The 22422-nt window shown below is 65.8% G+C and carries 18 protein-coding genes; 4 read left to right on the top strand and 14 right to left on the bottom strand.

Annotated elements, in window-relative coordinates; genetic code table 11:
• The 8 genes from C3Y15_RS27405 to C3Y15_RS31890 form a co-directional block, all read right to left on the bottom strand.
• On the bottom strand, positions 1-1331 hold a 1331-nt coding region (locus tag C3Y15_RS27405; protein ID WP_134206898.1), incomplete at its 3' end, for a CpaF family protein.
• Between the two features lie 3 nt (positions 1332-1334).
• Entirely contained in the window at positions 1335-2609 is a 1275-nt protein-coding gene (locus tag C3Y15_RS27400) for a fimbrial protein (RefSeq protein WP_059568633.1), read from the bottom strand.
• Positions 2610-2669: 60 nt separating this feature from the next.
• On the bottom strand, positions 2670-4001 hold the full coding sequence (locus C3Y15_RS27395) for a type II and III secretion system protein family protein (RefSeq protein WP_011884617.1): 1332 nt from the start codon (positions 3999-4001) through the stop codon (positions 2670-2672).
• A 64-nt stretch (positions 4002-4065) separates the two neighbouring features.
• Positions 4066-5010, bottom strand: coding sequence for a Flp pilus assembly protein CpaB (cpaB, locus tag C3Y15_RS27390; RefSeq protein WP_124260210.1), 945 nt, complete (start codon positions 5008-5010; stop codon positions 4066-4068).
• 75 nt (positions 5011-5085) lie between these two features.
• Entirely contained in the window at positions 5086-5580 is a 495-nt protein-coding gene (locus C3Y15_RS27385; protein WP_034195574.1) for a TadE/TadG family type IV pilus assembly protein, read from the bottom strand.
• Complete coding sequence (locus C3Y15_RS27380; protein ID WP_034195575.1) at positions 5577-6077, bottom strand: prepilin peptidase; 501 nt, start codon at positions 6075-6077, stop codon at positions 5577-5579. Before C3Y15_RS27380 ends, C3Y15_RS27385 begins: the two co-directional genes overlap by 4 nt.
• A gap of 99 nt (positions 6078-6176) precedes the next feature.
• Entirely contained in the window at positions 6177-6404 is a 228-nt protein-coding gene (locus tag C3Y15_RS27375; protein WP_034195576.1) for a Flp family type IVb pilin, read from the bottom strand.
• Positions 6405-6864: 460 nt separating this feature from the next.
• Positions 6865-7089, bottom strand: a complete 225-nt coding sequence (locus C3Y15_RS31890; RefSeq protein ID WP_014722940.1) for a hypothetical protein — start codon at positions 7087-7089, stop codon at positions 6865-6867.
• Here C3Y15_RS31890 and C3Y15_RS27365 point away from each other — a divergent pair.
• The 4 genes from C3Y15_RS27365 to C3Y15_RS27350 all read left to right on the top strand — a co-directional run bounded on the left by C3Y15_RS27365 (position 7066) and on the right by C3Y15_RS27350 (position 12506).
• Positions 7066-8655, top strand: coding sequence for a collagen-like triple helix repeat-containing protein (locus tag C3Y15_RS27365; protein ID WP_045579150.1), 1590 nt, complete (start codon positions 7066-7068; stop codon positions 8653-8655). The two genes, C3Y15_RS31890 and C3Y15_RS27365, sit on opposite strands and share 24 nt — an antisense overlap.
• Positions 8656-8696: 41 nt before the next feature.
• Positions 8697-10049, top strand: coding sequence for a collagen-like triple helix repeat-containing protein (locus tag C3Y15_RS27360; protein WP_045579151.1), 1353 nt, complete (start codon positions 8697-8699; stop codon positions 10047-10049).
• A gap of 143 nt (positions 10050-10192) precedes the next feature.
• Positions 10193-11878: a POTRA domain-containing protein gene (locus C3Y15_RS27355; RefSeq protein WP_014722936.1), complete on the top strand. Its 1686-nt coding sequence runs from the start codon at positions 10193-10195 to the stop codon at positions 11876-11878.
• 166 nt (positions 11879-12044) lie between these two features.
• On the top strand, positions 12045-12506 hold the full coding sequence (locus C3Y15_RS27350) for a DUF2147 domain-containing protein (RefSeq protein WP_011884608.1): 462 nt from the start codon (positions 12045-12047) through the stop codon (positions 12504-12506).
• A gap of 100 nt (positions 12507-12606) precedes the next feature.
• On the opposite strand, the gene C3Y15_RS27345 is transcribed toward C3Y15_RS27350, so the two are convergent.
• From C3Y15_RS27345 to typA, 6 genes are all read right to left on the bottom strand, one after another.
• Entirely contained in the window at positions 12607-13020 is a 414-nt protein-coding gene (locus tag C3Y15_RS27345; RefSeq protein ID WP_014722934.1) for a transposase, read from the bottom strand.
• Positions 13021-13162: 142 nt separating this feature from the next.
• The gene (gene zapE / locus C3Y15_RS27340) at positions 13163-14260 is read right to left on the bottom strand and encodes a cell division protein ZapE (RefSeq protein WP_011884606.1); all 1098 of its coding nucleotides are present in this window, start codon (positions 14258-14260) and stop codon (positions 13163-13165) included.
• Between the two features lie 99 nt (positions 14261-14359).
• Positions 14360-15790: a dihydrolipoyl dehydrogenase gene (gene lpdA / locus C3Y15_RS27335; RefSeq protein WP_011884605.1), complete on the bottom strand. Its 1431-nt coding sequence runs from the start codon at positions 15788-15790 to the stop codon at positions 14360-14362.
• An 81-nt stretch (positions 15791-15871) separates the two neighbouring features.
• On the bottom strand, positions 15872-17149 hold the full coding sequence (gene odhB / locus C3Y15_RS27330; RefSeq protein WP_011884604.1) for a 2-oxoglutarate dehydrogenase complex dihydrolipoyllysine-residue succinyltransferase: 1278 nt from the start codon (positions 17147-17149) through the stop codon (positions 15872-15874).
• A 135-nt stretch (positions 17150-17284) separates the two neighbouring features.
• On the bottom strand, positions 17285-20149 hold the full coding sequence (locus tag C3Y15_RS27325) for a 2-oxoglutarate dehydrogenase E1 component (RefSeq protein ID WP_011884602.1): 2865 nt from the start codon (positions 20147-20149) through the stop codon (positions 17285-17287).
• A gap of 315 nt (positions 20150-20464) precedes the next feature.
• Positions 20465-22291, bottom strand: a complete 1827-nt coding sequence (typA, locus tag C3Y15_RS27315) for a translational GTPase TypA (RefSeq protein WP_011884600.1) — start codon at positions 22289-22291, stop codon at positions 20465-20467.
• Between the last annotated feature and the right edge of the window lie 131 nt (positions 22292-22422).

The raw sequence follows: 22422 nt of genomic DNA, 5'->3' as shown, positions 1-22422 counted from the left end.
CCACCGCCGAACCCGCCGCCGAATCCACCGCCCGCCGCGCCGCCCGACAGCGTCTGACGGAAACGCGCGAGCTTCGGCGAATGCGGATGGATGCCGAGCGACTCCCAGTGATCGACTTCCTCGCCCTCCGGCGTCACACGCGCCTCGTAGCGATACAGCTCCTGCGTCGCGATGATGTTGTCGGACAGCCCGGTCACCTCGGTGATCGACAGAATCCGGCGACGCCCGTTCGACAGCCGCCCGATCTGCACGATGAAGTCGATCGCGTTCGCGATCTGCCGCCGCAGGCTCGACTCGGTGCCCTGGAAACCGGCGAAGCCCGCAAGCATCTCGAGACGGTACAGGCACTCGCGCGGCGAACTCGCATGCACGGTGCCCATCGAGCCGTCGTGGCCGGTGTTCATCGCCTGCAGCATTTCGAGCACTTCGCCGCCGCGCACTTCGCCGACGATGATCCGGTCCGGACGCATCCGCAGCGTATTGCGCAGCAGGTCGCGAATCGTCACCACGCCGGAGCCGTCGAATCCGCCCGGCCGGCTCTCGAGCCGCACGACGTGCGGATGGTTCAGCGACAGCTCGGCCGTATCCTCGATCGTCACGACGCGCTCGGGCTCGGGAATATGAAACGCGAGCGCATTGAGCAACGACGTCTTGCCCGAGCTCGTGCCGCCCGACACGAGCACGTTGCAGCGCGCTTCGACGGCCGCCTCGAGCAGCGCGCCGATTTCTTCGTTGTACGTGCCGTTGCCGAGCAGGTCCGACGGCTTCAGCGGATCCTTGCGGAACTTCCGGATCGACACGATCGGGCCGTCGATCGACAGCGGCTCGATCACGACGTTCACGCGTCCGCCGTCCGGCAGCCGCGCATCGACCATCGGGTTCGACTCGTCGAGCCGGCGGCCGATCGGCGCGAGGATGCGCCGCACGATGCGCAGCAGATGCGCGTTGTCGGTGAAGCGCACCGGCAGCTTGGCGAGCATGCCGTGACGCGACACGTACACGTCGTTGTAGCCGTTGATCAGGATGTCCTCGACGGCCGGGTCCGCGAGCAGGTCCTCGATCGGCCCGAAGCCCGCCAGCTCCTTCGTCAGCGCCTCGGCGATCGCGCGCACTTCGTTCTCGTTGAGCGGAATGCGGCGCAGGCGCACGAAGCTGTCGATCTCCAGATCGACGAACTGGTTGATCGCCTGGCGCGACCAGCGGCCGAACTCGGCGCCCAGCTCCTCGATGCGCGTGAGCAAGTGCTCGTGCGCGGCATTCTTGATGTCGTGGAATTGCTGGGTCTGGGAGAACGGCGCTGCGCCGTCGGCAAATTGGATGTCGTGTGCCATCGGTTACGACCGCTTGGACGAAGGTTGAATGAAGCGCTTGAGCGCGGACAGGCGCGGCGCGGCACGCGACGCGCCGGCCGTGCCGGAGATGCCCGGCAACCGCACGGCGAGGGATTCGAGGGCGCGCACGTACGGATCGCGCTCCGCCGCATCGACGATCAGCCGTCCCTGGTTCGCGGCATGGCCGATCGCGACGCGCCGCGCGGGCAACGTGCCGACCAGCGACAGCCCGAGACGCTCGGCGATCTGCGCGGGCATCAGGTCCAGCGCGGGGTCGTACTGGTTGACCACCAGCTTGACGCGATCGGTGTCGATCCCGGCGTCGCGCAAGCCGGTGAGCAGATCGGCCGCGGACACGATCGACGCGACGCCCTGATCGCAGACGAGCCACGCTTCGTCGGCCGACGCGGCGATCTGCGTGACGAAGTCGCGATTGGAGAAGCCGCCGAGATCGACGACCTGCTGATCGAAGAACGCGCGAAACCGGTTCAGCAAGCCGACGCAAGCCGCATACGACACGTCGCGCAGGCCGCCGAGGTCGGGCGGCAGCGTGGTCAGCGCCACGCCGCTCTGGTGCCGCGTCAGCGCGGTGTTCACGAACGTGCGGTCGATGCGGCGCAGGTTCTGCACGGCGTCGATGAAATGGAACTCGCAGCGCGTGTTCAGGAACAGCGCGCCGTCCCCGGCCGGCAATCCCAGATCGACCAGTGCGGTCTGACGGCCGGCCGGCGTGCTGCCGCCGTGTTGGTCTTTCGCGCCCGGTCCGAGCGCGTGCTTCTGCAACCACACGGCGAGATTCGCGGCGAGCGTGCTGACGCCCATGCCCGCGCGCGCGCCGAGCAACGCGACGACCTTGCCATGGCGACTCGCCGGCTCGCCGACGTTGGACAGCAGGCCGCGCGTCGTGCGCAGCGCCTCCTCGGCAGGCGCCGACACGTCGATGAAGTCGCGCACGCCCGCGCGCAGCGCGGCGAGCGTGCTCTCCGGCTGGGCCAGCGAACCGAGCGCGACGATCGGCAAGCCGGGATGCGCGGCGCGGATCGCGGCGACGGCAATGCTCGCCGCGTCGCTGCTTGCGGAGAAGTCGATGAACACGAGCGCCGGGTTGAGGCCGGTGATGCGCTGCGCGAGCACGCCGGGCTCGAGCGATGCGGCTTCGACCGCACCGGCCGACACGAGCGTGTCGGCGAGCCAGCGCACGTGTGCTTCCTTCTGCGATGCGCAAACGAAGTAGTCCGTCACGGCGGGTTCACATAGTGATTCGATTCGTGCATTCATGTCGCACACTCCCGATTGCGCAATGCGCCGCGCGGGGACCCGGCGCGTCGTGCTTCGTGCTCATTTCGAAAACCCCGGCGCCGCGTCCGGCGACGCCGCACCGCCGAGATACGAACGCCATACCGGCCCGTCATGCTGCTCGGCCAATTCGCCGGGCGTCGCGGGCAGCACCGCGCCCTTCGCGATCGGCGCGACGAGATGCGGCGTCACGATGATCAGCAGTTCCTTGTCGTTCTGCTGGTAATTCAGGTTCTTGAAGAACGTGCCGATGATCGGTAGGTCGCCCAGCAGCGGCACCTTGCTGACGTTCGACATCGTCTGACGGTCGATCAGGCCGCCGATCACGAAGCTCTCGCCGTCGCCGAGCTCGACCGTCGTGTCGGCGCGGCGCGTCGTGATGCCCGGCACCGCGACGCCGCTGATCGTCACGCTGTTCACGAAATCGAGCTGGCTCGATTCCGGCGCGACCTTCAGCGCGATCCGGTTCGGGCTCAGCACGGTCGGCGTCAGCGACAGCCCGACGCCGTATTGCTTCCACTGGATCGCGGTCGAGCCGAGCCCCTGCGGCGACGGCACCGGAATCTCGCCGCCGGCGAGAAAGCTGGCGCTCTGGCCGGACAGCGCGACGAGCGTCGGTTCCGCGAGCACGCGCGCGAGGTTGTTCGCTTCGAGCAGCGACAGGTCGGCGAAGATGCCGTGCCCGGCCGCGTTCACGACCAGATTGAAGGCGGACGCAACGGGTGCGCCGAGCGTCGGGATATAGGCCGCCGTACCGGGACCGGACCCGCCGTTGTACGACTGCACGCCGCCCGGCGAGAACGAGCCGAACGAAAAGCCGTTGCTCTGTTTGAAGAAGTTGAAGCCGACCTGCTTGAGCACCGACCGGCTGAATTCGACGACGCGCACGTCCACTTGCACCACGTTCTTGCCGGCCAGCGTCGAACGATCGATCACCGCGCCCTTCGGGCTCATGTTCTTCGCGACGGCCACCGCGCGTTCGTGCGCATCGAGCGAGCCGGCCGTGCCGCGCAGCACCGACGTGCCGCCATAGGCCTTCACCTGCGGCGTCGACGCGTCGAGCACGGCCTGCGCGGCCGCATCGACGACTTCGACGTTCCAGACCGTCGGCTCGTCGTGGCCGCGCTCCCAGACCATCACGTTGGTGGTGCCGGGCGCCTTCGCGGTCAGCAGCACGGAGCCGGCACGGCTGCCTTTCATGATCAGCACGTCGGCGATCGCCGGATCGCCGACGGCGACCCGCTGCAGCGCGCGGCCGGCGGCGATCTGCCGCTGCGCGCCGACCGCGAGCTCGATCGTCCCGCTCGCGCTTGCCATGGATGCGAAGGTCAGGGCCCACAGAGCCATCGCGAATGCAGTCAGGGTGTTTTTCATGGATTGTTGTACCGTGGCACGGCCATTACATGTCGTCGCTGATATCGATAGGAATCGATGCTGTTCAATACGCAACCGTTTCCGAGCGGCCGCCGCGGATCACTTCGATGCTGCCGCCGCTGCCCGTCGCCCCCGCGGCGGACCGCACGGCCGGCTGAAGGTGCGACGGCAGCGGCGGGACGTTGACATTGGCCGCCGCGGCAACGCGCTGGGTGCCCGACAGCTGTTGCAGCGAGACGCCGGCCGCGGCCAGCGCCGACGGCGACAGCTTGTTGTCGGTGCGTACCGCGACGGTCTGCATCGCGAGCTCGTCGTCGCGCGGGTTGCGCAGCGCGAGCGTCAGCCGGCCGGTGGCCTCGCCGAGCGTCAACGCGTCGACCTGGGCGGTCGGCACTGCCAGTACGGCGATGCGGGCGTTGCTCGGCTGGCCGTTGCTGCCGTTCGTGGTGCTGCCGCTGTCGCGCTCCGGCGTCGCGTCGCCGAACGACAGCACGCGCACCTTCGACATCAGCAGGCGCGCCTGCGTCTGGGACACCTCGCCGTCGAACATCGCGCCGCCGCCTTCGCGCTTCAGATTCAGGAACACGTCGACGAAGTTGCCGGGGCGCAGCCGGTTGCCGACGGCATTGGTCTCGTCGACGCGCACCGCGATCGCGCGCTCGCCAGGCTGGATGTCTTCGGCGAGGCCGGAAACCAGCGCGTCGGGCGTGATCGGCGCGGATGCGGGGATGTCGCGGGCGGGGACACGGCCGGCAACCATCGTCGGATCCATGAACGCGCCTGTCGGCACCGGGCTGATCGACTGGACCTTCAACGCGTCGGCGGGAATCGGCTGGCCGGCCGGCAACGCGTGCGTTGCGATCACCACCGGCGCCGCATTGGCGGTGACGACCTGCGGCGCCGGTACGGAAGCGGGCGCGCTGCGTCCGAGCATCCACGCATAGATGCCGAGCAGTACGGCGATCGCGATCAGCAGCCCGGCGATGATCTTCGTCAAATTGTTGGTCATGTTCAAAGAAGGATGGATGCCGGAATGACGACGCGAAATTTCTCGATGGCGCGACTCGGACTCATGACGCGCTGCTCATAGCATGGACTGCGGGATTTGCACGACCGCCGAACTCGTCAGCGGGCCCTTCAGCACTTGCCCCAGTAACGGGATCGACGTCAGCCACTGCAAAGGCACGTAGCTGACCGTGACCGTCAGGCAATTGGTCGGACTCGCCGAGCCGTCTGTACATGCATTGGTCTTCACCGTCACCGACGCCGGCTGCGGATTGCCGTTCAGCCAGCTCAGCGAACTCAACGCGGTATTGCACGCGCTCTGCGTGCGCGTCATGGGCTTCGATACCGACGTACAGGGGTTCTGGTCCGAACCGAGGCTCGGCGCGTAAGTCAACCCGGCGCGCGCGCCTTCGCTGACGGCGAACGTCAGGCTTTGCTGGATGAGGAAAATCATGCCGAAGCTGACGATCGCGTAGAAGATCATGAAGAACAGCGGAAACACGATCGCGAATTCGACCGCGGTCGCGCCGCGTTGACGATCGCGTTTCCGGCACCCTGCGCTTTGACGATTCATCGCCCTGCCCCTGCCATGACGAGGTACACGAGCCACGCAGCCACCGGTGCGACGAGGCATGCCGCATAAGGCGTCGCACGATATCCGCCGACCATCAGGACGGGCGCGCGCCGTGACCGCAGCGCCCGGATGCGCGTGCGCGAGAGCAGCATCAGGACAAGGACGTGCACGCCGGCCGCAAGGCTGGCCGCGACCCAGACCCACAGCAACGCGTTCGCGCCGCACCAGGCGCCCAGCACCGCGAAAATCTTCACGTCCGCCGCACCCATCACGCGCAACAGGAAAAACGGCAGCAGAACGATCAGGCCGACGAACATGCCGATCATCGCGCGCACCGGAAGTACACCGAATGGATTAGCGTCCAGACTCGCCGCCAGAAACCCCGCTACCAGCCCCGCCAGCACGAGCACATTCGAAATACGTCGGTAACGGATATCGCTGGCCGCGACAACGAGCGCCCATGCGAGAAATGCCCCGGTGAATAGGAAATGTGCCATCGCATCACGAGTGGCCGAACATGCCGCAACGGGCGAATCGCGCACGGCGATTCGCCTGTCACGGCACTACGGCTGGCTTGTATCAGTGATGAAACGGGTTTATTTCCAAGGCGCCGTGCAGGCTACGTTGGCCGTTGCCGATGAGCCGGTGCCGGTCGTGGGAGACGTTATGCAGGAGCCCAGATTGGTGAACATGTTGCCGAGGCTACCGCCAATGGACGAAACGCCCGCAACGATGGCCACGGCAATCAGACCCGCGATCAACCCATATTCGATCGCGGTAACCCCGGTTTCTTCCTTGAGGAAGCGCTTGATGAGTGCTTTCATTTTATTCCTCGTGCCTGTATGTACGTTCTTTGGCCTGTTATACGTTGTACATCCCCGCATATCCGGCCGTTGCCCCGCGTGATTCGTTACTTGTGCTGTAACGACAAGCGGGTGCGCTTTCTTTATAGGTCACCCCGAAGGGCGCATACGACGATTTGATGCAAGTTAACATTCGCGATAGTGATCCTCCTCGAACGTCGTGTACCGGACTGTACATTTACTTACACCGATCCGGATTCTATATCCGATCCTATTTATGTTCCAACCTCTTTTAAGAGCCGGCCGAAAAACTTTCCGCCGCAGGACCATTTGTACGGGGTTTCGGTACGACTTACACATAGGATTTACGATAGGTTAGATGTGCACATCTAGTCCACCAGTAAAACAATTCGCGCACCCGTGCCACCTGCCCCACATCCACGTTACGCCGCGCGCGTAACGCCAAAGACCGCACGTTACGTTACGAAACGCGCGAAATCGTTTGCCTCAATCCGGCTTTAAACAGTTTCAACAATCTTTCAATTACCGCCAATGCCTTTTGCGACAAGGAATTGGCGCGTTTTAAGCGATTCATCGACTCCGTCGCCATCGGAATGGCACGACAGTTGCAGAGTAATCCTCGCATCACCCAACACAACATCAGCTTCAATGCGAGGACGAAATGGACATTCAGGTTATCCCTCATGGCACGCTCCGGACGACTATGATCGCGGCCACCGTGGCAGCCATGCTTTCCCTTTCCGCGTGCGGCGGTTCCGGTTCGATCAGCAAGGGCATCAGCGGCGGGTCGAGCTCGGGCGGCGGCGATTCGATCTCCACCTCGGGCGGCGGCACCTCGGGCGGCACGTCGGGTTCGACCAGCGGCAGCACGTCGGGTAGCACCAGCGGCTCGACGAGCGGTTCGACCAGTGGCTCCACCAGCGGCTCCACGAGTGGAACGACCAGCGGCACGTCGAGCGGAACGAGCGGAACGTCGGGTGTGTCGTCGAACTCGGTGGGAACTGTCCTCGCAAGCAGCGGCAATATCGTCACCGGAGTCGGTTCGACGGTATCGGGTCTCGGCACCGTGATCGCCGGTCAGTCGCTGCCCGGTGTGAACCCCGGCACGACGCAGGCGGCCGGCGGCATCGTGCAGAGCGTCGGCGGCGCGGTCACGGCACTCGGCAACGGCCTCGGCAGCGGGCTCGGCCAGCTCGGCGCAACCGCCAACCCGGTGGGTGTCACCGTCGCCAGCACGGGCAACGTGGTCAACCAGCTCGGCGGCGCAGTGACGCAGACGGGCAACCTGGTCACCAGCCTCGGCAGCGGCCCGCTGGCGCCGCTCGCACCGGTCACCGGCGCCGTCGGCGGCCTCGTGACGACCGTCGGCAACGCGGTCTCGGGCGGCGGCACGACACTGTCGAACGTGCTGTCGACCGGGCCGGTCCAGCAGCTCACGCAAACGGTCAGTTCGGCCATCACCCCGATCACGACGATGGTCGGCCAGACGACGCAGACGATCGGCACGGCGACCGGGCTCGGCGCGCCTGTCAACACGCTGCTCGGCACGATCGGCAACGGCCTGAACCAGGGCGGCGCGCTGATCGCATCGACGGGCGGCAATCCGATCACGACCGGCCTCGGCAACACCGTGTCGTCGGCGGGCAATACCGTGAAGTCCGTGGGCGGCCTGCTGGCCGGCAGCTCCGGCGGCGCGACCAATCCGCTCGCGCCGCTCACGGGCCTCGTCTCGACCGTCACCGGCACGCTCGGCGGTGCAACGGGCGGCGGCAGCGGCCCGCTCGCACCGGTCACCGGCCTCGTCTCCACAGTCACCGGCGCACTCGGCGGCGCAGCGGGCGGCGGCAGCGGCCCGCTCGCGCCGGTCACCGGCCTCGTCTCCACAGTCACCGGCGCGCTCGGCGGCGCAACGGGCGGCAGCGGCGGCCCGCTCGCACCGGTCACCGGCCTCGTCTCCACCGTCACCGGCGCACTCGGCGGCGCTGCGGGCGGCGGCAGCGGTCCGCTCGCGCCGGTCACCGGCCTCGTCTCCACCGTCACCGGCGCGCTCGGCAGCGCGACGGGCGGCGCTGCCGGCAGCGGCCCGCTGGCCCCGGTGACGGGCGCGCTGTCCACGGTCACCAGCGCAGCCGGCGCGCCCGCACTGAGCGGCGCCACGGGCACCGTCACGAACTCGGGCTCGGGTTCGAACCTGCTCGCGCCCGTCACGTCGCTGATCGGCGGCCTGCTCGGCGGCACGCACGGCAAGTAATCCGGCATCCATTCATCGACAAGACAGCGAGGAGTCCAATCATGTCCCAACAACATTCCTTCACGACGGCCGCCCTGCGCCCGTGGCGCGCTCCCCTCACCGCGTTCGCGGCAGCGTGCGTGCTCGCCGCTTGCGGCGGCGGCGGCGTCAGCTCGCCGCCGACGAGCAGCACCAGCGGCACGAGCGGTACCAGCGGCACCGGCAGCAGCGGGACGAGCGGCACCAGCGGCACGACGACGGGCACCAAGGGCGTGGTCAGCACGGTCGGCCAGACCGCGACGGATCTCGGCAGCACGGTGGGCAACGTCAGCCTGCCGGGCCTCGGCGACGGCGTGACGAAGGGCGTCGGCAGCACGCTGTCGAGCACCGGCACGATCATCGGCGCCGCCGCCGACGCGTTGAGCAACGGCCTCGGACAGACCGGCACGACGAGCAATCCGGTCGGCACAACTGTCGCGGGCCTCGGCAACGTGGTCGGCGCGACGAGCAATACCGTGTCCGGCCTGAGCTCGACCGTCAAGGCGCTCGGCACCGGCCCGCTCGCGCCGCTCGCACCGGTCACGTCGCCGGTCGGCACGGTACTCGACACGGTCGCCAACGGCCTGTCCGCGGCGGGCACGACGATCGGCTCGACGCTGTCGTCGGGCGCCGTGCAGCAGGTCACGCAGCCGCTCAGCTCGGCGATCACGCCGCTCGTCATCACCGCCGGCCAGGTCACGCAACAGGTCGGCACGACGACGGGCCTCGGTCAACCGGTGTCGGGCCTGCTCGGCCAGATCGGCGGCGCGATCAGCTCGGCCGGCACGCAGGTCGCGGGCACGTCGAAGCAGCCGCTCGTCGGCGACGTCGGCCAGCTCGTCACCGCGGTGGGCAATACCGTGACCAACGCGGGCGGTCTCGTGAACCCGAACGGCCCGAACGGTGCGGCACCGATCCCCGGCCTGATCACGAGCCTCGTCGGCGGCTCGACGGCAACGGTCCAGAGCGGCTCGTCGTCGGGTTCGGGTGCAACGAACCCGCTCGGCGGCCTGCTGTCCGGTCTCGGCTCGACGCCGCTCGGTTCGCTCACCGGCGCGGTCGGCGGCGCGACGGGTGGCTCGGGCAGCAGCCCGCTCGCGCCGCTCACCAATCTCGTGTCGACGGTCACGGGCACGCTCGGCGGAGCAACGGGCGGCGCAAGCGGGGCAAACCCGCTCGCGCCGGTCACGGGCTTGCTGAATACTGTCACCGGCGCGGTCGGCGGCGCAACGGGATCGGGGGGATCGTCGAGTCCGCTCGCGCCGGTCACGTCGCTCGTCGGCGGCGTGTCGAACTCGGCGTCGTCGGGCAGCTCGACCGGCCTGCTCGCGCCGGTAACGGGCCTGCTCGGCACGCTGGGCAGCGTCGGCAAGTAAGGAGGACGGCCGCGCCCGTGCAGCCGGTGCACGACGCGCGGCCGTACCAACACGACCGGCAACGCGGCACGCGGCGCGCGACATTCCGGTGTCGCGCGCACGCAAACAAAGAAGATGAAAAGCAAGGCCTACGAGGAAGAACAATGAAATCCAGACTCGACAGTTGGATGCTGCTGCTCGCCATCGCAGCGGCCGGCGGCGCACACGCGCAGACGCGCGCGGCAGGCAACCCGCTCGACTCCCTTCCGCAGATCAACACACCGAAACAAGGTCCGAACGTCACCGTGCAGGTCGCGCCGCAGGCGCCGCAACTGCAGGAGCTGCTGTCGCGACATCTGACGCCTTCCACGTTCCAGGTCGAGGGCGTGAAGTCGGTGCCGTTCGACGAAATCTCGCGACGCTTCACGCCGCTCGTCGGCAAGGACATCACGATCGGCCAGCTGATCGAGACCGCCAACGGCGTGACCAAGCTGTACCAGGAGCGCGGCTACGCGCTGTCGTTCGCGTTCGTTCCCGCGCAGACGTTCGAGAACGGCGTCGTGCGCATCACCGTCGTCGAAGGCTATGTATCCGACGTGAAGGTCACCGGCAAGCCCGGCGCGATGGAGTCGAAGATTCGCGCGATTGCCGCGCACATCACGGCCGACCGACCGCTGCGCCGCGCGACCTTCGAACGCTACGTGAACACGTTCGGCCTCCTGCCCGGCGTATCGGTGAAGGCCAACGTGCCGCCCCCGCAGACGACCGACGGCGCAACGACGCTCGAGCTCGCCGTCGATCGCAAGGCCTTCAACATCAGCACCGGGATCGATTTCAATCACCCGGGCGTCCAGGGGCTCATCACGGCGACGGAGAACGGTCTCACGTCGTTCGGCGAGCAGCTGAGCATTTCGGCGCTGGTGCCGCCCGGACGCGACAAGCAGACCTACGTCGCGTTCAGCGGCGCGGTGCCGGTCGGCAGCAGCGGCCTCGTCACGCGGCTGGATGCCAGCACCTACCGCGGCAAGCCGACCGACAACCCCGGCCTGCCGTCCACCGTCGAGCGCACCGTGAAGAACGAGAAGCTCGGTCTTTCGGCTTCCTATCCACTGCTGCTGAACAACCAGCGCAGCCTGCTCGGCACGGTGTCCGGCTACGCGTCGCACAACGAAGACCGCTACCAGAACACGATCACCGGCAACAGCATCGACACGCGCTCGCAAGTGCGCGTGCTGCAGATGCAGCTCGACTACACGAGCGTGTCCGCGAAACAGGTGCAGAAGCTGAGCGTCAACGTCGCGAAGGGCTTCAATATCCTCGGTGCGTCGAAGTCGCAGAACACGACGATCGGCGGGAACACGACATCGGCCGACAGCCCGATCTCGCTCACGTTCGTGCGCACCGGCGCGACCTTCACGCAGACCAACGAATGGCCGTTCAAGATCGGCACGTCGGTGTCGCTGACGGGCCAGTACAGCCCCGATTCGCTGCCGACGTCGGAACAGATCTCGTTCGGCTCGACGCGCTATGCGCTCGGCTACCAGCCCGGCGAAACGTCGGGCGACTCGGGCTGGGGAGCGTCGCTGGAGGTCAATCGCGCGTTCACGCCGGGCTGGACCTACATGAAGTCGATCACGCCGTACATCGCGTACGACATGGCGCGCGTGTACCTGCACACCGGCACGCCGTCGCCGAGCCGGCTGTCGTCGGTCGGCATCGGCGTGCGCTTCACGGACAACCGCTATTACAGTCTCGACCTGAACATCGCGAAGCCCGTCGGCGATGCGCCGGTCGAAAGCGCATCGCGCAGCCCACGCGTAAACGCGGCGTTTTCGTATCAGCTCAATTGATTGCGCAGCGCACGGCCCGCATGTCGCGGGCCGTTTAGATTAGAGTCCCGTCTATCAAACGCGGCACGCTGTTTCACGTATTCTGACGTGGCTCGCAACATGCCACCGCCCTATGCAGGCGGTCGTGCGAGCGAATCGAACACGACACGAAACAAGGAGGAAGACAATGGTTCAACTGACCCGCCCGTTGCGCGCACTGGCCGTCGCCGGCGCACTGCTCGCTTGCGCTGCCCCCACCTTCGCTCAGGCCGACAGCCCCGTCGGCATGTGGCAGACGATCGACGACAGCACGCACGCGCCGAAGGCCCTCGTGCAGATCGCCGAAGATGGCGACGGCTCGCTGTCGGGCAAGGTCGTCAAGGGCCTCGGCGCGAACGACACGCCCGATCGCCGCTGCACCGCATGCACGGACGAACGCAAGGATCAGCTCATCAAGGGCATGACGATCATCAAGGCGATGAAGAAGGACGGCGACCACTGGGACGGCGGCAACATCCTCGATCCGGAAAACGGCAAGGTCTACAAGTGCAAGATGTCGCTGGAAGACGGCGGCCAGAAGCTGGTCGTGCGCGGCTACATCGGCGTATCGCTGCTCGGCCGCTCGCAGACCTGGGTGCGCGCGCAGTAATGCAGCGCGCGTCGATGCGCGCGATGCAATGAAAAATCGGCCTGCGACAACGTCGTCAGGCCGATTTTTTATGCGCGCACGATAGTGAAATCGCACGACGTCACGTCGCGAGCTCCATCGTGTCGGCGGCTGCACGCTTGCCATGTGCAACGTAGGCCGGCACGGCGGCATCGGGCACCGCTACCGCATCCGGTTGGCAGTGCTTGCGCATCCGCGCGGACAGCGCATTGCACAGGTTCACGCCCGCCTCGCCGTACAGCACGCTCATCACCTGCATCAACGTGCCCGTGTCGTGCCAGGCCTTGAAGCGGCGATGGCAGGTCTGATACGAAGGGTAGCGACGCGGCATCGCGGACCATGTCGCGCCGCTGTAGATCACCCACAGCACGCCGTTCAGCACGGCGCGTGTGTTGGCCAGTGGCCGACCGCGCAATTCGGTGCGCGGCTTCATTTCAGGCAGAAGCGGCACGATGGAGCGCCACTCCTGGTCGGTCAGATCGCGATACGGTGTCATGGACATCTCCAGCCTCAGGAACCATGACACACGATATCGCCCGACCTTTTCGGCGACTATAAGACAAATCCGAAAATACCGTCAAATTGAGGCAATTTGACCGGAATTGACGATTGAAGCGCATGACTTGCGGCAGCCGCGCTCAGGTCAGCGAAGTATCGACGATGCGACGCGGCGCTTCGAGGTACTCCTTCGATTGCATTTCGACGATCCGCGATACCGTGCGGGCGAACTCGTTCGCCATCGGCCCTTCGACGTACAACTGCTCGGCCGGCACCGCGGCCGACATCAGCAGCTTGACCTTGTGGTCGTACAGCACGTCGATCAGCCACGTGAAGCGCCGCGCCTCGGACGCCATCCGCGGCGACATCTGCGGCACCTCGGACAACACGATCGCGTGGAAGCGGCTGGCCAGCTCGAGATAGTCGTTCTGCGAGCGCGGGCCGCCGCACAGCGTCGCGAAATCGAACCACACGACGCCGTCCGCCTTGCGCAACGCCTTCAGCTCGCGCTTCTCGATATGCAGGATCGGGCTCTCGTCAGGCACCGCGGCGAGCTTCGCGAACGCACGGCGCAGCTCGCGATCGGCGTCGGCGCCGAGCGGCGTGTGATACATCTGCACCTGCGCGAGCGTGCGCTGCCGATAGTCGACGCCCGCGTCGACGTTCAGCACGTCGAGCTTCTGCTTGATCAGCGCGATCGCCGGCAGCATGCGGTCGCGATGCAGGCCGTCGGGATAGAGATCGTCGGGATCGTAGTTGGACGTCATCACGAACTGCACGCCGTTGTCGAACAGCCGGTCGAGCAGCCGGTACAGGATCATCGCGTCGGCGATGTCCGACACGTGGAATTCGTCGAAGCAGATCAGCCGGTAGCGTTTCGCGATACGTCGCGCGAGCTCGTCGAGCGGATCGGCCTGCCCTTTCAGCTCCTCGAGCTCGCGATGGACTTCCCGCATGAATTCGTGGAAATGCAGGCGCGTCTTGCGCTGCACCGGCACCACCGCGTAGAAGCTGTCCATCAGGAAGCTCTTGCCGCGCCCGACGCCGCCCCACATGTAGACGCCGCGCGGCAGATCGGGACGATTGATCAGCTTCTTGAACGCGTTCGAGCGGCGCCCCTTGTACTCGACCCATTCGTCGAAACAGCGCTGCAGACGATCGACGGCCGCGCGCTGGGCGGGATCGGACTGATAGCCGCGCGTACTCAGTTCGCGCGTGTAGTATTCGTTGACGTTCATCGGGCAAACCGGAAAAGACGAAGGCGAGCGGGAAATTCCCGCCCGCCTTCGTCATGAGACGGCTGCGCCGGCCGAGCGCCGGCCGGCGCTATACCGCGCTCAGCTGTTCAGCGAGCGCTTGTCGACCGCGAGCGCCGCTTCGCGCATCACTTCCGACATCGACGGGTGCGGATGGCAGATGCGGGCGATGTCTTCCGACGCCGCCTTGAATTCCATCGCCACCACGGCTTCCGCGATCAGGTCCGACGCATTCGCGCCGATCACGTGCACGCCGAGCAGTTCGTCGGTCTTCGCGTCCGCGATCATCTTCACGAAACCGTCCGGCGCGTTCATGCCGAGCGCGCGGCCGTTGATCGAGAACGGGAACTTGCCCGACTTGATCTCGCGGCCTTCCGCCTTCAGCTGCTGCTCCGTCTTGCCGACCCATGCGATTTCCGGGTACGTGTAGATCACCCACGGAATGCAGTTGTAGTCGATGTGCGGCTTCTGGCCGTCGATCACTTCCGCGACCAGCACGCCTTCGTCTTCCGCCTTGTGCGCGAGCATCGGGCCGCGCACCACGTCGCCGATCGCATACACGTTCGGCACCGCCGTGCGGCAGTGGTCGTCCACGTCGATGAAGCCGCGCTCGTTCGCCTTCAGGCCGATTGCCTCGAGGCCGAGGTTGTCGGTGTTCGGCACACGGCCGACCGACACGATCAGGCGGTCGGCGTCGAGCGTCTGCGCGTTGCCGTCCTTGTCCGTGTAGGCGATCGACACGCCGTTCTCGGTCGTCTTCACGTCGCCGATCTTCACGCCGAGATGAATGTCGAGGCCCTGCTTCTTGAACAGCTTCGCCGCTTCCTTCGCGAGCGCTTCGTCGGCTGCGCCGAGGAACGCCGGCAGCGCTTCGAGCACCGTCACGTCGGCGCCCAGACGACGCCACACCGAGCCGAGCTCGAGGCCGATCACGCCCGCGCCGATCACGGCGAGCTTCTTCGGCACCGAGTCGAAGCGCAGCGCGCCTTCGTTGTCCGACACGATCTTGTTGTCGACCGGGATGTTCGGCAGATGACGCGCCTTCGAGCCCGTCGCGATGATCACGTTCTTCGCGGTGACGACTTCGGCTTCGCCTTCGCCGCTCACTTCGATCTGCACGCCGGCGTCCGTCTTGCCGGTGAACTTGCCGTGGCCCTTGAGCCAGGTGATCTTGTTCTTCTTGAACAGGAACTCGATCCCGCTCGTCATCTTCTCGACGATCGCGTCCTTGCGGCCGAGCATCTTCGCGACGTCGATCTTCACGCCGTCGACCGTGATGCCGTGGTCGGCCAGATGGTGCGACGTGTTTTCGAACTCTTCCGACGACGCGAGCAGCGCCTTCGACGGGATGCAGCCGACGTTCAGGCAGGTGCCGCCGAGCTTCAGCGCGCCGGCCGGGTTCTTCCACTTCTCGATACAGGCAACGGTCTTGCCGAGCTGCGCGGCGCGAATCGCGGCGATGTAGCCGCCGGGGCCGGCGCCGATCACGACGACGTCAAATTCCTTGGACATGTCAATCCTTTCTACTTGTACGTCCGCACGCGCGCGCGAAGGCGCGCGCGTGCGGAACGGGTCAGTGCGGTGAGACTCGGCTTACAGGTCGAGCAGCAGACGTGCCGGATCTTCGAGCGCATCCTTCATCGCGACGAGCGACAGCACGGCTTCGCGGCCGTCGATGATGCGGTGGTCGTACGACAGCGCGAGGTAGTTGATCGGACGGATCACGATCTGGCCGTTCTCGACGACCGGACGTTCCTTCGTCGCGTGCACGCCGAGGATCGCCGACTGCGGCGGGTTGATGATCGGCGTCGACAGCATCGAGCCGAACACGCCGCCGTTCGAGATCGAGAACGTACCGCCCGTCATTTCCTCGATCGACAGCTTGCCGTCCTTCGCCTTCTGGCCGAATTCGGCGATCTTCTTCTCGATCTCGGCGAGGCTCAGCTGATCCGCGTTGCGCAGGATCGGCACGACCAGGCCGCGCGGCGAACCGACCGCGATACCGATGTCGAAGTAGCCGTGGTAGACGATGTCGTTACCGTCGATCGACGCGTTCACCAGCGGGAACTTCTTCAGCGCGTGCACGGCCGCCTTCACGAAGAACGACATGAAGCCGAGCTTCACGCCATGTTCCTTCTCGAACTTGTCCTTGTACTTCGCGCGAAGGTCCATGACCGGCTGCATGTTGACTTCGTTGAACGTCGTCAGGATCGCGTTCGTTTGCTGCGACTCGAGCAGACGCTCGGCGATACGCGCGCGCAGGCGCGACATCGGCACGCGCTGTTCCGGACGGTCGTTCAGCCAGGTCGTGGCCGATGCCGGGACCTTCACTTCCGGCAGCGACGGCTTCGCAGCGGCGGTCTTCGCCGGTGCGGCGGCCGGTGCAGCCTTCGGTGCGCTGCCTGCGGCGAGCGCGTCGCCCTTCGTGACGCGGCCGTCGCGGCCCGAGCCTGCGACGTCGCCCGTCGACAGACCCTTCTCGGCCAGCAGCTTCGCTGCGGCCGGCGATGCGGCGGCCGAGCTCGATGCCGTTGCGGCAGCCGGCTGTGCGGCCGGTGCTGCTGCGGCCGGCGCTGCCGCCGGCTGCACTTCCGCGGCGCCCGCTGCGGCTTGCGCAGCACCTGCCTTCGCTTCGGTGTCGATCGTCGCGATCACTTGATCGGCGACCACGGTGTCACCGTCGTTCTGCAGCACTTGCGCGAGCACGCCCGCGGCCGGTGCCGGCACTTCGAGCACGACCTTGTCGGTCTCGAGTTCGATCAGGATTTCGTCCTGCGCGACTGCTTCGCCCGGCTTCTTCTTCCACTGCAGCATGGTGGCTTCCGAAACCGACTCCGAAAGCTGGGGGACTTTGACTTCTACGATAGCCATGTGATTTTCCTGGATGCTTAATCTGGGTAATGACGAGGTTCGTGCGACTCGCTCGGCCACCAGGGCGCGCGACGCGCCACGCGGGCCAAAAGAGACGGGAAAGCGCCGCGCGCCTTCCCGTTTCGCTTACGTCGATTATTTCGCGATCGATGTGCTCTTCAGGCGGCCGAATGCACCTTCGATGAGGGCCTTCTGCTGCTCGTAGTGCTTCGCGTAGTAGCCAACTGCCGGCGAGGCCGAAGCCGGGCGGCCGCTGTATGCCAGCTTCTGCCCTTCCTTCATGCCTTCCTTCAGGTGGTGCTCGACGTAGAACCAGGGGCCCTGGTTCTGCGGCTCGTCCTGCACCCAGACCACTTCAGTCGCGTGCTCGTACTTCTTCATTTCCGCTTCGAACTGCTTGTGCGCGAACGGATACAGCTGCTCGATACGGATGATCGCGACGTCGTTCGCCTTCGCTTCGCGACGGTGCGCGACGAGGTCGTAGTACACGCGGCCCGAGCATGCCAGCACACGCTTGACCTTCTTCGGGTCGATGCCGCCGTCGGTTTCGCCCAGCACCGGCTGGAACGAGCCCTTCGCGAGCTCGGACAGATCCGACACCGCTTCCTTGTGGCGCAGCAGCGACTTCGGCGTAGCGATGATCAGCGGCTTGCGGAACAGGCGGATCATCTGGCGACGCAGCAGGTGGAAGATCTGCGCCGGGGTGGTCGGCTGAACGACCTGCATGTTGTGATCCGCGCACAGTTGCAGGAAACGCTCGATTCGGGTCGACGAGTGTTCCGGGCCCTGGCCTTCGTACCCGTGCGGCAGCAGCATCGTCAGGCCCGACACGCGGCCCCACTTCACTTCGCCCGACGAGATGAACTGGTCGATCACGACCTGCGCGCCGTTAACGAAGTCGCCGAACTGCGCTTCCCACAGCACGAGCGTGTTCGGCTCGGCGGTCGAGTAACCGTATTCGAAGCCCAGCACCGCCTCTTCCGACAGCACCGAGTCGATCACCGTGAACTTCGCCTGGCCTTCGGCGATGTTCTGCAGCGGCACGTACGTGCCGTCGTTCCAGCGCTCGCGGTTCTGGTCGTGCAGCACCGCGTGACGGTGCGTGAACGTGCCGCGGCCCGAGTCCTGGCCGGTCAGGCGCACTGCATAGCCCGATGCGACGAGCGACGCGAATGCGAGGTGTTCGCCCATGCCCCAGTCGAGCGGCTGGTCGCCGCGCGCCATGTTGCGGCGGTCGTTGATCACGCGCTCGACGAGCGGGTGAACCTTGAAGTTTTCCGGGACCGTGGTGATGCGTTCGCCCAGGCGCTTCAGTTCGGCGAGCGGCACGGCCGTATCGGCTGCGTCCGTCCACTTGCGGTTCAGGAACGGCACCCAGTCGACCGCGTACTTGCTCTTGTAGTTCGACAGGACCGGATCGACGGTGTGGTGGCCGTCGTCCATCGCCTTGCGGTACGCCTTCACGTAGCCGTCGGCGTCTTCCGCGGTGATCACGCCCTGCTGAACCAGCTTCTCGGCGTACAGCGCACGGGTGCCCGGGTGCTGCGCGATCTTCTTGTACATCAGCGGCTGCGTGACGGCCGGCGTGTCCTGTTCGTTGTGACCCAGCTTGCGGAAGCACACGATGTCGATCACGACATCCTTGTGGAACTGCATCCGGTAGTCGATCGCGATCTGGATCGCGAGCACGACGGCTTCAGGATCGTCGCCGTTCACGTGCAGCACCGGCGCTTCGATCATCTTGACCACGTCGGTACAGTACAGCGTCGAGCGCGCGTCGCGCGGGTCGGACGTCGTGAAGCCGATCTGGTTGTTGATGACGATGTGCAGCGTGCCGTGCGTGCCGTAACCGCGCGTTTGCGCGAGGTTCAGCGTTTCCATCACGACGCCCTGGCCCGCGAATGCCGCGTCGCCGTGGATCTGCACCGGCAGCACCTGCAGGCCGTCGTCGTCGCCGCGACGGTCCATCCGCGCCTTCGCCGAACCTTCGACCACCGGGTTCACGATTTCGAGGTGCGACGGGTTGAATGCGAGCGACAGGTGGACCGGGCCGCCTTCCGTCGACACGTCCGACGAGAAGCCCTTGTGGTACTTCACGTCGCCGGCCGGCAGGTCGTCGACGTGCTTGCCTTCGAATTCGGCGAACAGGTCGGCCGGCATCTTGCCCAGCGTGTTGACCAGCACGTTCAGACGGCCGCGGTGGGCCATGCCGATGATGATTTCCTGCACGCCGCTCTTGCCCGCGTGCTGGACGACTTCGTCCATCGCCGCGATGAAGCTCTCGCCGCCTTCGAGCGAGAAGCGCTTCTGGCCGACGTACTTGGTGTGCAGGTAGCGCTCGAGGCCTTCGGCGGCCGTCAGGCGATTCAGGATGTGCTTCTTCTTGTCGGCCGAGAACGCCGGCGTCGCGCGCGTCGATTCGAGGCGCTCCTGCCACCAGCGCTTCTGCTCCGGATCGCTGATGTACATGTACTCGGCGCCGATCGTGCCGCAGTACGTGTCACGCAGGCCCTTGACGATGTCGCGCAGCGAAGCCTGGTCGAAACCGAAGTACAGATTGCTTGCGCTGTACGTCTGGTCGAGGTCGCCTTCGGAGAAGTCGTAGAAAGCAGGTTCGAGCTCGGGGATGGCGGGACGTTCGCGACGCTTCAGCGGATCCAGATTGGCCCATTGCGAGCCGAGGAAGCGATAGGCGCTGATCAGGGACTGGACATGAACCTGCTTGCGCGCGGTGGCCAGATTGCTGCCGCTTTCGCGCGGGATGAAGGCATTGGCCTTCGCACGCTCGGCGAACGATTCGACGATCGGGTAGTGAGCGACGTCGTTGGCATTCGAACCGTCCGTTGCCGGCACGTTCTGCAGCGCGTCGAAATACTCTCGCCAGTTTTCCGGCACCGACGCCGGATTGTTGAGATATGCATCGTACAGTTCTTCAACGTACGAAGCATTGCCGCCGAACAGATAGGAGTTCAGCTGAAACTGCTTCATTACATCTGACATTTTACGCTCACCTTTCTTCGAGCTTCTCGAGAAATAGCGGGTTGCTCAACCTTCCGCGACACGGCCTGACCGTTTAGCGGATTGCGAATCAAGTCTTGCTTGGAAGGACCTAAACTTGCGTGCGCGCAGCATATCACAGAACCGATACCGGAGTTCGCGCCGAAATGTGCCCGAAAGCACCGCGTGGCGGGGTTTTGCCGGATTGGTACGAGGCGCAGAAACAGTGTTTTGCCGGCTATTCGGTTGCACGTCGAGCGAATGCAAAAAAGGCCGCCCGAAGGCAGCCTTTTTCGTCATGCACGGGAACGCACGATCTTAGTCGACCGCGCCTTCACGGCTTGCGCGACGACGCTCGTGTTCCTTCAGGAAGCGCTTGCGCAGACGGATCGATTGCGGCGTGACTTCGACGAGCTCGTCGTCGTCGATGAATTCGACCGCATATTCGAGCGACATCTGGACCGGCGGCACGAGGCGCACGGCTTCGTCGGTGCCCGACGCACGCACGTTGGTCAGCTGCTTGCCCTTGATCGGGTTCACGACCAGGTCGTTGTCGCGGCTGTGAATGCCGATGATCATGCCCTCATACAGCGCGTCGCCCGGCTTCACGAACATGCGGCCGCGATCCTGCAGCTTCCACAGCGCGTACGCCACCGCGGCGCCGTCGTCCTGCGAGATCAGCACGCCGTTGCGACGCTCGAACACCGAGCCTTCCTTGACCGGTGCGTACGAGTCGAAGATGTGGCTCATCAGGCCCGTGCCGCGCGTGAGCGTCAGGAATTCGCTCTGGAAGCCGATCAGGCCGCGCGCCGAGATGCGGTATTCCAGACGCGTACGGCCGCGGCCGTCCGACGCCATGTCGAGCATCTCGCCCTTGCGGCGGCCGAGCTCTTCCATCACGCCGCCCTGGTGCTCGTCTTCGACGTCGACCGTCAGCAGCTCGTACGGCTCGTGCTTCACGCCGTCGATTTCCTGCATCACGACGCGCGGACGCGACACCGCGAGCTCATAGCCTTCGCGGCGCATGTTCTCGACGAGGATCGTCAGGTGCAGTTCGCCGCGGCCCGACACTTCGAACACGGTTTCGTCGCCGGTGTCCTTCACGCGCAGCGCGACGTTGTGGTTCAGTTCCTTCATCAGGCGGTCGCGGATCTGGCGGCTCGTCACGAACTTGCCTTCGCGGCCTGCCAGCGGCGACGAGTTGACGAGGAAGTTCATCGTCAGCGTCGGTTCGTCGACGGTGATCATCGGCAGCGCTTCGGGCGTGTCGACCGCGCAGATCGTCGCGCCGATGCCGACGTCTTCAATGCCGTTGATCAGCACGATGTCGCCGGCTTCGGCCGACTCGACCTGCACGCGCTCGAGCCCCTTGAACGACAGCACCTGGTTGATCTTGCGGTTCAGCACCTCGCCTTCCGGACCGAAGCGCATCACGACCGGCTGACCCGGCTTGATGCGACCGCGCGTGATGCGGCCCACGCCGATACGGCCGACGTACGTCGAATAGTCGAGCGACGTGATCTGCAGCTGCAGCGGCGCTTCCGGATCGGCCGGGCGAACCGGCACGTGCGCGAGGATCGCCTCGAACAGCGGGCGCATGTCGCCTTCGCGGGTCGCCGGATCGAGCGACGCGTAGCCGTTCAGGCCCGATGCGTAGACGATCGGGAAGTCCAGCTGCTCTTCGGTGGCACCGAGCTTGTCGAACAGGTCGAAGGTCTGGTTGATCACCCAGTCGATCCGCGCGCCCGGACGATCGATCTTGTTGATCACGACGATCGGCTTCAGACCGAGCGCGAGCGCCTTCTTCGTGACGAAGCGCGTCTGCGGCATCGGGCCTTCGACCGCGTCGACCAGCAGCAGCACCGAGTCGACCATCGACAGCACGCGCTCCACCTCGCCGCCGAAGTCCGCGTGCCCCGGCGTGTCGACGATGTTGATGTGCGTGCCTTCGTATTCGACCGCGCAGTTCTTCGCGAGGATGGTGATCCCGCGCTCTTTTTCGATGTCGTTCGAGTCCATCACCCGCTCGGCAATCTGCTGGTTCTCGCGGAAGGTGCCGGACTGGCGAAGCAGTTGGTCGACGAGCGTAGTCTTGCCGTGGTCGACGTGAGCGATGATGGCGATGTTGCGAAGGGCGCGGGTCATAGAAACCTGAAATCGTTGAACGCGCAAACGCGCACGCTCGTCAGTCACCGGGACACGTGCGCGCGCGTTGCAGCTTGGAAACCGCAAATTATAGCACGTCGGAATGTCGAAAGCCGGACCGTCCGTTGCAT

This window comes from Burkholderia sp. B10, assembly GCF_004368385.1.
Lineage (GTDB): Bacteria > Pseudomonadota > Gammaproteobacteria > Burkholderiales > Burkholderiaceae > Burkholderia > Burkholderia vietnamiensis.
This window is presented reverse-complemented; position numbering and strand designations above follow the sequence as displayed.

What these genes read in the sequence shown, in the direction of transcription:
- C3Y15_RS27400 (WP_059568633.1), bottom strand. Translation starts at nt 2,609, where the DNA reads ATGAATGCACGAATCGAATCACTATGTGAACCCGCCGTGACGGACTAC.
- C3Y15_RS27395 (WP_011884617.1), bottom strand. Translation starts at nt 4,001, where the DNA reads ATGAAAAACACCCTGACTGCATTCGCGATGGCTCTGTGGGCCCTGACC.
- cpaB (WP_124260210.1), bottom strand. Translation starts at nt 5,010, where the DNA reads ATGACCAACAATTTGACGAAGATCATCGCCGGGCTGCTGATCGCGATC.
- C3Y15_RS27385 (WP_034195574.1), bottom strand. Translation starts at nt 5,580, where the DNA reads ATGAATCGTCAAAGCGCAGGGTGCCGGAAACGCGATCGTCAACGCGGC.
- C3Y15_RS27380 (WP_034195575.1), bottom strand. Translation starts at nt 6,077, where the DNA reads ATGGCACATTTCCTATTCACCGGGGCATTTCTCGCATGGGCGCTCGTT.
- C3Y15_RS27375 (WP_034195576.1), bottom strand. Translation starts at nt 6,404, where the DNA reads ATGAAAGCACTCATCAAGCGCTTCCTCAAGGAAGAAACCGGGGTTACC.
- C3Y15_RS27365 (WP_045579150.1), top strand. Translation starts at nt 7,066, where the DNA reads ATGGACATTCAGGTTATCCCTCATGGCACGCTCCGGACGACTATGATC.
- C3Y15_RS31890 (WP_014722940.1), bottom strand. Translation starts at nt 7,089, where the DNA reads ATGAGGGATAACCTGAATGTCCATTTCGTCCTCGCATTGAAGCTGATG.
- C3Y15_RS27360 (WP_045579151.1), top strand. Translation starts at nt 8,697, where the DNA reads ATGTCCCAACAACATTCCTTCACGACGGCCGCCCTGCGCCCGTGGCGC.
- C3Y15_RS27355 (WP_014722936.1), top strand. Translation starts at nt 10,193, where the DNA reads ATGAAATCCAGACTCGACAGTTGGATGCTGCTGCTCGCCATCGCAGCG.
- C3Y15_RS27350 (WP_011884608.1), top strand. Translation starts at nt 12,045, where the DNA reads ATGGTTCAACTGACCCGCCCGTTGCGCGCACTGGCCGTCGCCGGCGCA.
- C3Y15_RS27345 (WP_014722934.1), bottom strand. Translation starts at nt 13,020, where the DNA reads ATGACACCGTATCGCGATCTGACCGACCAGGAGTGGCGCTCCATCGTG.
- zapE (WP_011884606.1), bottom strand. Translation starts at nt 14,260, where the DNA reads ATGAACGTCAACGAATACTACACGCGCGAACTGAGTACGCGCGGCTAT.
- lpdA (WP_011884605.1), bottom strand. Translation starts at nt 15,790, where the DNA reads ATGTCCAAGGAATTTGACGTCGTCGTGATCGGCGCCGGCCCCGGCGGC.
- odhB (WP_011884604.1), bottom strand. Translation starts at nt 17,149, where the DNA reads ATGGCTATCGTAGAAGTCAAAGTCCCCCAGCTTTCGGAGTCGGTTTCG.
- C3Y15_RS27325 (WP_011884602.1), bottom strand. Translation starts at nt 20,149, where the DNA reads ATGTCAGATGTAATGAAGCAGTTTCAGCTGAACTCCTATCTGTTCGGC.
- typA (WP_011884600.1), bottom strand. Translation starts at nt 22,291, where the DNA reads ATGACCCGCGCCCTTCGCAACATCGCCATCATCGCTCACGTCGACCAC.